Annotated in this window: 9 protein-coding genes; 1 reads left to right on the top strand and 8 read right to left on the bottom strand. The window is 60.4% G+C overall.

All coding sequences use genetic code 11. The features are described 5' to 3' along the window. Positions 1-6: 6 nt before the first annotated feature. Positions 7-1353: a metalloprotease PmbA gene (pmbA, locus tag A7D21_RS24265; RefSeq protein WP_069552862.1), complete on the bottom strand. Its 1347-nt coding sequence runs from the start codon at positions 1351-1353 to the stop codon at positions 7-9. 108 nt (positions 1354-1461) lie between these two features. On the opposite strand from pmbA, the gene yjgA reads away from it, so the two are divergent. Then, positions 1462-1983, top strand: a complete 522-nt coding sequence (gene yjgA, locus A7D21_RS24260) for a ribosome biogenesis factor YjgA (protein ID WP_053254411.1) — start codon at positions 1462-1464, stop codon at positions 1981-1983. Between the two features lie 45 nt (positions 1984-2028). Here the strand turns inward: yjgA and tldD are convergent, their stop codons facing one another. From tldD to mreC, 7 genes are all read right to left on the bottom strand, one after another. Then, entirely contained in the window at positions 2029-3471 is a 1443-nt protein-coding gene (gene tldD, locus A7D21_RS24255; protein ID WP_064450712.1) for a metalloprotease TldD, read from the bottom strand. Between the two features lie 16 nt (positions 3472-3487). Continuing rightward, the gene (locus A7D21_RS24250) at positions 3488-4336 is read right to left on the bottom strand and encodes a carbon-nitrogen hydrolase family protein (protein WP_069552861.1); all 849 of its coding nucleotides are present in this window, start codon (positions 4334-4336) and stop codon (positions 3488-3490) included. Positions 4337-4384: 48 nt separating this feature from the next. After that, on the bottom strand, positions 4385-8200 hold the full coding sequence (locus tag A7D21_RS24245; protein WP_069552860.1) for a YhdP family protein: 3816 nt from the start codon (positions 8198-8200) through the stop codon (positions 4385-4387). A 76-nt stretch (positions 8201-8276) separates the two neighbouring features. Then, on the bottom strand, positions 8277-9734 hold the full coding sequence (gene rng, locus A7D21_RS24240) for a ribonuclease G (RefSeq protein WP_053254407.1): 1458 nt from the start codon (positions 9732-9734) through the stop codon (positions 8277-8279). A 70-nt stretch (positions 9735-9804) separates the two neighbouring features. Further along, positions 9805-10401, bottom strand: coding sequence for a nucleoside triphosphate pyrophosphatase (locus A7D21_RS24235; RefSeq protein WP_053254406.1), 597 nt, complete (start codon positions 10399-10401; stop codon positions 9805-9807). Positions 10402-10452: 51 nt separating this feature from the next. Beyond that, positions 10453-10941 carry a rod shape-determining protein MreD gene (gene mreD / locus A7D21_RS24230; RefSeq protein ID WP_017138250.1) on the bottom strand — a complete coding sequence of 163 codons (489 nt, stop codon included), beginning with the start codon at positions 10939-10941 and terminating at the stop codon, positions 10453-10455. After that, a complete protein-coding gene (mreC, locus tag A7D21_RS24225) occupies positions 10941-12086 on the bottom strand; it encodes a rod shape-determining protein MreC (RefSeq protein ID WP_078827746.1) in 1146 nt (381 codons plus the stop codon). Before mreC ends, mreD begins: the two co-directional genes overlap by 1 nt. Positions 12087-12093 lie beyond the last annotated feature (7 nt).

Below are 12093 nucleotides of genomic sequence, written 5' to 3'. Positions count from 1 at the left end.
GAGGGGTTAGCTGCCGGCGACGGTCATCCGTTCGATCAGTACAGAACCCGTGCGAATGTTGCTGCGCAGTTCCAGGTCATTACCCACCGCGACGATCTGCTTGAACATATCGCGCATATTGCCGGCAATGGTGACTTCCTGAACGGCGAATTGAATTTCACCGTTTTCCACCCAGAAACCTGCCGCGCCGCGTGAATAATCACCGGTAACCATATTCAGGCCACTGCCCATCAATTCGGTGACCAGCAAGCCGCGGCCCATACGACGCAACAGCGCCGCCTGATCTTCGTCGCCATGGGTGACGAACAGGTTGTGCACGCCACCGGAGTTGGCAGTGCTTGGCAGGCCAAGCTTGCGGCCGGCGTACGTGCCCAGTACGTAGGACACCAGCTCGCCCTTCTCGACAAATGGCTTGGCATAAGTGGCCAGGCCATCACCGTCGAACGCTGAACTGCCCATGGCACGCATCAGGTGCGGACGTTCATCGATGGTCAACCACTCAGGAAACAGTTTCTGGCCAATAGCGCCTTCAAGAAACGAAGACTTGCGGTACAGATTACCGCCGGAAATCGCGCCCAGGAAACTGCCGAACAAACCACCGGCCAGTTCCGCCGCAAACAGCACAGGGACTTCGCAAGTCGGTACCGGACGGGCGCCCAGGCGGCTTGCTGCACGTTGCGCGGCGCGCTGGCCGATGCTGACCGGGTCGGCCAACAATTCGCCCTGGCGACTGACGTCATACCAATAGTCGCGCTGCATCTGGCCATTGGCTTCAGCGATCATCACACAGCTCAAGCTATGGCGAGTCGAGGCATAACCGCCGATAAAACCATGGCTATTGCCATAGACGCGACAGCCTTGATGTGTGCTCAGCGTGGTGCCGTCGGCGTTTTTGATGCGGGCATCGGCATCAAAGGCCGCCGCTTCGCAAGTCAGCGCCAGTTCGATTGCCCGTTCGGGTGTGATATCCCAAGCGTGAAAAAGATCGAAGTCCTTTAAATCCTTGGCCATCAGCGCTTTATCTGCCAGGCCCGAGCATTCATCTTCGGAGGTGTGCTTGGCAATGGCCAACGCCGCCGCGACGGTCTCGCGAATCGCTTCCGGCCCACTGGCCGAGGTACTGGCCGACCCTTTGCGCTGCCCCACATACAATGTGATGCCAAACCCCTGGTCGCGGTTGAACTCCACGGTTTCCACTTCCCGCTGGCGTACCGACGTCGACAGCCCCTGCTCCAGCGACACCGCCACTTCACAGGCACTGGCCCCCTGGCGCTTGGCCTCGGCAAGGATCTGCTCGACTTGTTCCTGCAGTGCCGGTAACGCTTGCGGACCGACGCTTTGGGCTGCACTCATGGTTTTCTCCACTCAAATTCTGCTTTCGGTTAAGGCCATCGAGCGACCGGGCCGGACAAGCGGCCCCCGACTGGTTATCATGGCGGCGTTTCTTTGCGGACTGCCACCATGGTTGATTCTTACGACGACTCCCTCGATGGGGAGAAAAGCAAAACCCAGGTCAAACGCGAGCTGCATGCTCTGGTTGACCTCGGCGAGCGCCTTACAACGCTCAAGCCGGACTTGATTGCAAAACTGCCACTGACCGACGAAATGCGCCGGGCTCTGGCGGATGCACCTAAGCACACCGCGAATATCGCGCGTAAACGGCACATCATGTTTATCGGCAAACTGATGCGCGATCAGGACACTGACGCCATTCTGACCTTGCTCGATCAACTGGATGCCTCCACTCGCCAGTACAACGAACGCTTCCATAACCTGGAACGTTGGCGTGACCGCCTGATCTCGGGCGATGACGCGGTGCTGGAGAAATTCGTAGTGGACTATCCGGACGCGGACCGCCAGCAACTGCGCTCCCTGATCCGTCAGGCCCAGCACGAAGTGGCGCAAAACAAGGCTCCGGCCACCAGCCGTAAAATTTTCAAGTACATCCGTGAGCTGGACGAGACTCAACGCGGCCTGCGTTGATCCTCTTCCCCGGGTGGCGGTCCTCGCCACCCGAAGCTCCGGCACTTACGAGCCCGTGCCACCCACGGTGATCGCATCAATCTTCAAGGTAGGCTGACCAACGCCGACCGGCACTGACTGCCCATCCTTGCCGCACGTGCCCACGCCGCTGTCCAGCGAAAGGTCGTTACCGACCATCGACACCTTGCTCATGGCTTCCGGCCCGTTACCAATCAACGTCGCCCCTTTGACCGGCGCGGTAATCTTGCCGTCTTCGATCAGGTACGCCTCGCTGGTGGAGAACACAAACTTACCGCTGGTGATATCCACCTGGCCGCCGCCGAGGTTGGCGCAGTAGATCCCGCGTTTTACCGAGGCAATGATTTCTGCCGGGTCGCTTTCGCCACCGAGCATGTAGGTGTTGGTCATGCGTGGCATCGGCAAGTGCGCGTAAGACTCGCGACGGCCGTTACCGGTGCGGGCCACTCCCATCAGGCGGGCGTTGAGTTTGTCTTGCATGTAGCCCTTGAGCACGCCGTTTTCAATCAGCGTGGTGCACTCGGTCGGCGTACCTTCGTCGTCGACGCTCAGCGAGCCACGGCGACCGGCCAGGGTGCCGTCATCGACAATGGTGCACAGCTTGGAGGCGACCATCTCGCCCATGCGCCCACTGTAGGCCGAACTGCCCTTGCGGTTGAAGTCGCCTTCCAGGCCGTGCCCTACGGCTTCATGGAGCAACACACCGGACCAGCCCGAGCCCAACACCACCGGCAATGTACCGGCTGGCGCGGGAATGGCTTCCAGGTTGACCAATGCCTGACGCAGCGCTTCACGGGCATAGCCCATGGCACGGTCTTCAGCGAGGAAATAGCGGTAGTCGGTACGCCCACCACCACCATGACCGCCACGCTCGCGGCGACCGTTCTGCTCGACGATCACGCTGACATTGAAACGCACCAGCGGCCGTACATCCGCCGCCAGGCCGCCGTCGGTGGACGCCACAAGGATGCGCTCCCACACACCGGCCATGCTCACGGTCACTTGTTGGATACGCGGGTCGAGGGCACGGGTGGCCGCGTCGATACGCTTGAGCAAGTCGACCTTCTCCGCACGGCTGATCACTTCCAGGGGGTTATCCGGCGCGTACAACTGGGCCACGTCCTGGGTGCTGAACGCCTGCACCGTGCCGTTCTGGCCGGCACGGGAAATCGAGCGCGCAGCACGGGCAGCGAGGCCAAGGGCTTCAAGGGTAATAGCGTTGCTGTAGGCAAAGCCGGTCTTTTCACCGGATTGCGCGCGCACACCGACGCCTTGGTCAAGGTTGAAACTGCCTTCCTTGACGATGCCGTCTTCGAGAGCCCACGACTCGGAAATCTGGCCCTGGAAATACAGATCGGCCGCGTCGATGCCCGGCCCGGCCAGATCACCGAGCACGGTTTGCAAACTTTCGATGGTCACGCCACCGGGTGCCAGGAGGTGTTCACTGACTGAGGACAACAACTCGCTCATAGGTTTGGCCTTAAATTCATCGTTCCGAAGCAGGCCGCTGCGCGCCCTGCGAGAAAAAGCGCCGATGGTTGACCACCGGCATGCGCGCCCGTATCGACGCCTGTTCACTGCTGTCGCGTTCGGCCAGCAACACCGCCTCGCCTTGATCCTGCTGCGCCAGCACTCGCCCCCAAGGGTCGACAATTGCCGCGTGGCCAAAGGTTTCCCGTGGGCCTGGGTGCACACCGCCTTGAGCGGCCGCCAGCAGGTAGCACTGGGTTTCAATGGCGCGCGCACGGATCAGCACATCCCAATGCGCGGCACCGGTCACCGCCGTAAAGGCCGAAGGCGCGGTAATCAATTCAGCTCCCGCCGCGCGCAATTCGCTGTACAGCTCCGGGAACCGCAAGTCATAACACACCGTCAGGCCCAAGCGGCCCACCGGTGTATCCGCCACCACCACATTGCTCCCGAAAGCATAGTCGTCGGATTCACGATAACGCCCTCGCGCATCTGCTACGTCCACATCGAACAGGTGCAGCTTGTCGTAACGGGCGACGATTTCACCCCGATCATCGATCAGCAACGAACAGGCGTTGGACTTGGCGTCAGGTTGGTCCTTGGGCGGCAGCGGCAACGTGCCGGCCACTATCCATAAGGTGAGGTCGCGGGCAGTCTGTTTCAACCATGGCAGGATCGGGCCGTCGCCCAACGCTTCAGCGCGGCCGATATCGGCCACATCACGACGCCCCATGGCCGCGAAGTTCTCAGGCAGAACTGCCAGCTTCGCACCACCTGCCGCCGCTTGCTCCAGCAGGCGTCGGGCCTGTGCCAGGTTGACCAGCACATCACTCTGGCTGACCATTTGAATTACCGCAAAGGACATAGGCCGACACTCCGTAAAAGGCATGCGGCCATGCTACTCCACAGCCTCTCAGTTTGGCTTTTCAAATGGCTTGTCGAAGGTGATTTTTGGATCCTTCCAAGGACCTTCCACTTTGTATTGCACACTGGCGAAGCGCGAAACACGATCACCGATCAGCTTGTCGATCAGGAACAATGCGCCACCAATGGCCGGCGCCCCCACAATCAGCGCGGCAATCGGCAGGTTATTGGTGACCGGCAATGTGACCAGCAATTTGGCGTCGACACGGTCAGCCACCAAATCCAGGGTGCCATTGAGCTCCAGGTTGGTAGAAGGCCCCGTCATGGTGATCGGCTCACGGGTCACAAACACACCATCACTGGCGGCCAGCAAACCTTTGACCCGGTCATAACTCAAGCCTTTGCCGAGCAAGTCGGAAAAGTCCAGGCGCAAACGGCGGCCAATGGAGTTGAAGTTCAGCAACCCAAACACCCGCAGGGCCTGGGCGCCACCTTCCACTTCAACGAACTGACCCTTGCGGAACGCGGCATCCAGGCTACCGGAGAAACGCTTGGGCCCGACCCACGCCGGCGAACCCGGCCAACGACCATCCACGTCCAGGTGGAAGTCATCGCTGGTTACCGTCGGCGCAAAGCCCCAGCCCTTGAGCACATCGGCGATGTTCTTGCCATCCAGGCGGCCCCTGTACCAACTGCTGCTCGCACCGGGCGCACCCTCCCAGCCACCGGCGCCTTTGAGCTGCATTCCCTTGAGGCCCAAGTCCAGGTTGTTGAAGGCCAGGCCTTTGGCGGTCGGTCGAATCTTCAGCGACCAGGCGCCCACCAGGTCAGGCCCCTGGAACAGTTGGTTGATAGCAATATCGAGTGCCGGAATCTCTTTGGGATCAATATCCGCCAATGGATCCGGCGCATTTTCGTCCGCCTGAACGGTGGGGTCTACGGCCGGTAATTTCACATACTGCAGATTGATCGCAATGGGCGCGCCTTTGGCGTCCGGCAAATTTACCGTGCCTTTGGCCTGCTGACTGTCAAGCTGCAAACCCCAGGCTGTCGGCTTGCGGTCAAGCTGCAAGTTGACTTGGTCAAACTGAGTACCAAAGCCGGTCAGCTTGCCCACCTTAAAGTCCGCACCACTGAGCAGTTGCTTGGCGCTCCCGCCGGGGTCATTACCTGCGTAGCGGTCGACCAGTTTTTTCCACGGGTCGATGTCCAGCTCAGAAAGCACACCGCGAATCCGCAAGCCTTTGGCAGCAGGCAGCACGGCATCACCATTGCCGAGGAACAGCTCCCCGCGGCCGTCATTGAATTTGTCCGCAGGCGCAGCAAAGGTAAAACTCGCCAGCTCGCCGTAACTGAACCAGTAACGCCGCTCGGCGCCCTGCAAGGTCATGCGGAACACACTGTCGCGGCCTTGGCTGGCGGGCATGCCAAAAGGCGCCGGCAGGTCCACCGCCACGCCTTTCATAGTGGAGCTGACCATCAGTTGGCTGTCCGCGCCGTCCAGGGTCACTTGTAATTGGTAAGGGATATCACCGGACACCGGCAACGGCTGGCTGATTTTCAACCAGTCCGTCAGCCGCTTGACCGTGACCTGGCCCTTGGCAATGACCCGCGTACTAAGACTACCTGGCTTGCCGTCGGCGAGGATCTGCGCAGTGATGGGGCGATCGAACGCCTTGGCCGAGATGTTCTGGCCGCTCAGGCCCTTGGCGCTGTCGAAGCGGAAATCGCCCTTGAGCTGGGTCAGGTCCAGAGTCGGCTCCGCCAATTGCAGGCGGGCCTTGTCAGTCTGAAAGTCCACGACAATAGTGGGCTCGGTGCCCTTGGCCAAAGGAATGTCCAGATCCAGCTTGCCTTGCAGGTCACCCTCGCCTTTCCAACCGGCGAAGGTCGAGCCAGTGCCTATCGGCGCGTCCTGAAGGATTTTCAGGCCATCGCCCAAACCACCCGCAAACCCTCCGGTGATCAGCAGATGGCTGTCCTTGCCGGCCGGCGCGTGTGGGATGTTGACATAGACGTCCTTGACCTTGGTGTCGAGCAACTGGCCCTTGCTGGCCAGGATACGCACACCGCTCTCCTCGACAAACACTTCGCCATTCACTTTGCTCACATGCGGCCAACCCGGCTGGAATGCCAGTTCGGCGTCATGCACCTTGAAGAACAGGCTGATATTGCGCGCAGCGGGCAGCGCGTCGTGGTTCAACGACCCCTGGTACTGGAAGAAACCTTGATCCACCGCACCTTTGAGAATCGCCGTGCGCAACCATTCATCCAGCGAAGGGCTCAATACCGCCGGCAGATATTTGGAGGTGAAGCGCCCATCGCCATCGACCATGCCGACCCGCAGGTCCATATAGTCTTCTTGGGCATGGTCGAAATGCAGGCGAATCAAGAAGTCTGCGGCGACCTTGCCCTCTTCGCCCAGCACCTTGATATACGGGGCGATCAGGGTGAAGCCTTCTTTATCCAGCGTCCATGTCAGGCGCGCGTTGGCCTGCATGTACTGCCAGGGCTTGGCGAAGATCGGGTACAAGTGCAGGGAAAAGTCCTTGCTGTCCATGCGCAACTCGCCATGGCCAAGGTCACCGCTGATGCTGCCGGACACGTTACGTGCGGCCGGCGCGCCGAAGTACGCATCAAAGCCGATGCGCTCAAGGTTGGCGGCGAAGCTGACTTTCTGATCGGTCGTGTCCTGCGGGCGGAAGTCCACCAGCACATTGCGCAACAGGCCTGTGGCTTTCAGGTGCTCGATGGTGGTGGCAAACCCTTCCGGCAACGGCGCCAGGGCATTCAGTAACGGCGTAATCGGGGTCAGGTCCAACCGATCGGCCTGAAGCTTCCAGGTTTCCTGTGCTTTTTCGGTGGCCAGGCTTTGCTGCAATTGCAGTTGCGACTCCCAACGGGTCTCGCCGATGTTCATCGCCAGCGAATCGAACAGCACCTTCAGGCCGCTATCACTGCGTTGCAGGTAAGCGTTGAGGGCGAGGTTTTCGATATGTACCGGCTTACGGTCCGCGTAGCTGCCCTTCACCTGAGGTGAATTGAGGCGCACCACAGCGCTTTGCACGGTGCCCTTGGCCCACGTCAGCCAGAACTCCCCGCCCGCCTTCAATTGCGTGAGTTTCCATTGCTGGGTCAGCTTGGCCGGAATCCATTTGGCCCAGTCGCTTTGAGGCAGGCTGAGGTAGGCCTCGACTTCGCCCTCTTTCCATTGGCTTGCACGAATTTGGCTACGCAGGCTCAAGGCAAGCGGCTGGCCGTCGGGCAGGGTCAAGCGAGCGTCCAGACGTTGGCGCGCCTCACCGCTGTGCAGGCTCAGGCCCACGTAGGTCAGGGTCAGCGGCGCCTCGCCGAACGGTTGCAGGGTGACCTGGCTGTCCAGCAACGACACACGCTTGACGATCTGCATGCGTGTCAGCAACTGCTCCGGGTCCAACGGCTGGTCGTCCTGCACCGGCAGACCTTGAAGTGCCCAGTGGCCGTCCTTGTCTTCCTTGACGCTCAACTGCAACCCGCTGACTTCCAGATGAGCAATACGCACTTCACGGGCCATGAGGCTGGCCCAGATATCCGGCACCACTTCGACCTGATCCAGGCGCAAGGCGCTGTTGCCTTCACCGACCATCACGTCATGGGCCAGCAATACTGGCGCAAAGCCGCTCCAGCGCCCTTCCAGGCTGCCGATTTGCAGGGGCACATCCACCGCAGCCTGAGCCTTGGCTTCGATTTCGGCGCGATATTCGGCCACCAGCGGGACCAACTCACGACCCAGGCTCACGTACACCGCCGCCAATACCAGCAGTAAGGCGCACACGCCCAGGCTCCAACGGGTCAAAGCGGCAAAAAAGCGTTTCAGACGCTCCATGTCAGGCGACCCTCAAGGCAATTAGCGGACGGAAGATCAAGGTCTGCCGGTCTCGAAGAAAGAAAGCGATTGCGGATCAGAGCAGCACCACGTCGTATTGTTCCTGGGAATACATGGTTTCGACCTGAAAGCGAATCGTGCGTCCGATAAACCCCTCCAGTTCAGCAACGTTGCCCGACTCCTCATCCAGCAAGCGATCGACCACTTTCTGGTTGGCAAGCACTCTGTAACCCTCGGCCTGGTAAGCACGCGCCTCCCGTAAGATTTCCCGGAAGATCTCGTAGCAAACCGTTTCCGGGGTCTTCAACTTGCCGCGCCCCTGGCAACTGCTGCAAGGTTCGCACAGCACTTGCTCAAGGCTTTCGCGGGTGCGTTTGCGGGTCATCTGCACCAGGCCCAGTTCGGTAATACCGATGATATTGGTCTTGGCGTGATCGCGCTCAAGCTGCTTCTCGAGCGTGCGCAGCACTTGGCGCTGGTGTTCTTCGTCTTCCATGTCGATGAAGTCGATGATGATGATGCCGCCCAGGTTGCGCAGGCGCATCTGACGCGCGATAGCGGTGGCTGCTTCGAGGTTGGTCTTGAAAATGGTTTCTTCAAGGTTGCGATGGCCGACAAATGCGCCGGTGTTGACGTCGATGGTGGTCATGGCTTCCGCCGGGTCCACCACCAGATAGCCGCCGGACTTGAGCGGTACTTTGCGCTCCAGGGCTTTCTGGATTTCGTCTTCAACGCCATACAGGTCGAAGATCGGCCGCTCACCAGGATAGTGCTCCAGGCGGTCGGCAATTTCCGGCATCAGCTCGGCAACAAACTGCGTGGTGCGCTGGAAGGTTTCCCGCGAGTCGATGCGAATTTTCTCAATCTTCGGGCTGACCAGGTCACGCAGCGTGCGCAGGGCCAGGCCCAGGTCTTCATAGATGACGCTCGGCGCACCGATGGTTTTGATCTGTGCTCCGATCTGGTCCCACAAACGCCGCAGGTAGCGGATGTCCATCAGGATTTCATCGGCGCCGGCGCCTTCTGCGGCGGTGCGCAAGATAAAACCACCGGCTTCCTTGATGCCTTCGGCGGCCACGCAGTCGCTGACCACCTTTTTCAGGCGTTCGCGCTCGGCTTCATCTTCGATTTTCAAGGAAATGCCGACGTGGGCAGTCCGCGGCATGTACACCAGATAACGCGACGGAATTGACAGTTGTGTCGTCAAGCGAGCGCCTTTGGAGCCGATAGGGTCCTTGGTGACTTGCACCACCAGGCTCTGTCCTTCATGCACCAACGCGCTGATGCTCTCGACCGCAGGGCCTTCGCGCAGGGAAATTTCCGAAGCGTGAATAAAAGCGGCACGGTCCAGGCCGATGTCAACGAACGCCGCCTGCATCCCCGGCAACACGCGCACAACCTTGCCTTTATAGATGTTGCCAACGATCCCGCGCTTCTGTGTGCGCTCGACGTGCACTTCTTGCAGAACACCGTTTTCTACCACCGCCACGCGCGATTCCATCGGCGTGATATTGATCAGAATCTCTTCACTCATGGCTGGGTCTCGTTCAGGCGTTTTCACAATAGTGACCGATCGCTTAAGGCTTGGCGCGCAAGTAAGGCGTTCAGCGCGCGGTAAGGTTTTGCCAACAGGGTATGCCGAATTGGCCAAGCAGTTGCGCGGTTTCGCACACCGGCAGGCCTACCACAGCGGAATAGCTGCCATTGAGTCCGGCGACGAACACCGACCCCAGCCCTTGGATAGCATAGCCGCCGGCTTTGTCCTGTGGCTCACCACTGTGCCAGTAGGTTGTAGCCTCCTCGACACAAATCCCACGAAACCGTACGCGACTGCTTACACACCGAGTTTCGCAGCGCTGGCCGTCAGTGACGGCAATGGCGGTGAGCACTTCATGTTCTCGATCGGAAAGAGCCAGCAACATCGCCAGGGCATCCGCTTGATCCACGGGCTTGCCCAAGATCTGACCATCAACGATGACGGCAGTGTCGGCCCCCAGCACACAGACGCCGGAGGGTTGTTCAAGCGCAGAAAAACCCGCCGTCGCCTTACCCCGAGCAAGGCGCTCGACGTAGGCAACGGCGGATTCGTTTGTAAGAGGAGTTTCATCAATAGCGGCGCTGACCACGGTGAATGGCACACCGATCTGGGTCAGCAGTTCACGCCGCCTTGGGGAGCCCGAGGCCAGATAAAGCGAATTCATTCCAGACTCTCCCTGTAGGGTTCGATAACCAGGCAGAGCCTCGCAATCCATTCAATTGATTTTATAGCGACGACGTAATCCACGCAGACCGAAACTGACCCAAGGCCACAGCAGCGCACTGACCAGGGCTGGCAACACCAACGCGAGGGTTGGCTGACGGTTACCGGTCAAGGCGCTGAGCCACAGTTGCACCAACTGCGCCAGGCCGAAGATCACCAGGATCACCAGGCACTGCTGCCACATCGGGAACATCCGCAGTCGCTGTTGCAGTGACAGTACCAGGAACGTAATCAGGGTCAGGATCAATGCGTTCTGGCCCAGCAAGGTGCCATAGAGCACGTCTTCCGCCAAGCCCAGGCACATCGCCGTGACCATCCCGACTTTATGCGGCAGGGTCAGCGACCAGAAGGCAAGCAACAACGCGAGCCAGAGCGGTCGCAGGATTTCCATGAATTGCGGCAGCGGCGAAACGCTTAACAGCAAGCCGATGGCGAAGGTCAGCCAGACGATCCAGCCATTGCGCGAATGAGTACCGGCCATTATTCCTCCCTCTGCCGCGTGGTTGCCGGGGCCGCGGCCGGTGAACGGGTTGCCGGGGCCACAGCGGCAGGCGGTTTAGCCGCCGGGGTGGTGGCAGCGGGCGCCGACACAGGCGGTTTGGTTGCAACCGGCTTGGCCGCACGCGCGCTGTGAACTGCTGGCTTGGCCGGCGTTGCCACAGGTGCTGCCGGGGTGGCTGCGGGCGCAGGCGGCCCCACGAACGCTGGTTTTGGCACCGTGGCAGGAATGACCGGCGCAGTGCCGTTCTGCTTGTCTTCTGCTTCCTGGGCCTGGGCGGCGTCGTTGACGCGCTCTTCCGGGGTACGGTTGTCGCTGAAGACCAACAGCAGGTAGCGGCTGCGGTTCAGGGCGGCAGTCGGTACGGCGCGGACGATCGCAAATGGCTGGCCGGAATCGTGGATCACTTCCTTGACCGTCGCGACCGGGTAACCCGCCGGGAAACGCTGACCCAGGCCGGAGCTGACCAGCAGGTCGCCTTCCTTGATGTCGGCAGTGTCTGCCACATGCCGCAATTCAAGGCGCTCCGGGTTACCTGTGCCGCTGGCAATCGCACGCAAGCCATTACGGTTGACCTGTACGGGAATGCTGTGGGTTGTGTCCGTGAGCAGCAATACCCGTGAGGTGTAAGGCATCAGTTCAACCACCTGGCCCATCAGGCCACGGGCGTCGAGCACCGGCTGACCGAGGACCACACCGTCGCGCTCACCCTTATTGATGATGATGCGATGGGTAAACGGGTTGGGGTCCATGCCGATCAACTCGGCGACCTCGACCTTTTCGTTCACCAGTGCGGACGAATTGAGCAACTCGCGCAGCCGAACGTTCTGCTCGGTGAGGGCCGCCAGCTTTTGCATGCGCCCCTGCAGCAGCAGGTTTTCAGTCTTGAGTTTTTCGTTCTCGGCGACCAGCTCGGTGCGGCTGCCGAATTGGCTGGCCACGCCCTGGTAGAGACGTTGCGGCAGGTCGGTGATCCAGTAAGTCTGCATCAACACCAGCGACATCTGGCTACGCACGGGCTTGAGCAGTGCAAAGCGGGCATCGACCACCATCAGCGCGACCGAAAGCACGACCAGCACCAATAAGCGCACGCCCAATGAGGGGCCTTTGGCGAAAAGCGGTTTAATAAGCCGC

Source organism: Pseudomonas sp. AP19, from assembly GCF_001728855.1.
In the GTDB taxonomy this organism is placed as follows: domain Bacteria; phylum Pseudomonadota; class Gammaproteobacteria; order Pseudomonadales; family Pseudomonadaceae; genus Aquipseudomonas; species Aquipseudomonas fluorescens.
This window is presented reverse-complemented; position numbering and strand designations above follow the sequence as displayed.

Coding starts and splice junctions, on each gene's coding strand:
- A7D21_RS24235 (WP_053254406.1), bottom strand. CDS start 10,401: ATGAATTCGCTTTATCTGGCCTCGGGCTCCCCAAGGCGGCGTGAACTG.
- A7D21_RS24245 (WP_069552860.1), bottom strand. CDS start 8,200: ATGGAGCGTCTGAAACGCTTTTTTGCCGCTTTGACCCGTTGGAGCCTG.
- A7D21_RS24250 (WP_069552861.1), bottom strand. CDS start 4,336: ATGTCCTTTGCGGTAATTCAAATGGTCAGCCAGAGTGATGTGCTGGTC.
- rng (WP_053254407.1), bottom strand. CDS start 9,734: ATGAGTGAAGAGATTCTGATCAATATCACGCCGATGGAATCGCGCGTG.
- yjgA (WP_053254411.1), top strand. CDS start 1,462: ATGGTTGATTCTTACGACGACTCCCTCGATGGGGAGAAAAGCAAAACC.
- mreD (WP_017138250.1), bottom strand. CDS start 10,941: ATGGCCGGTACTCATTCGCGCAATGGCTGGATCGTCTGGCTGACCTTC.
- tldD (WP_064450712.1), bottom strand. CDS start 3,471: ATGAGCGAGTTGTTGTCCTCAGTCAGTGAACACCTCCTGGCACCCGGT.
- pmbA (WP_069552862.1), bottom strand. CDS start 1,353: ATGAGTGCAGCCCAAAGCGTCGGTCCGCAAGCGTTACCGGCACTGCAG.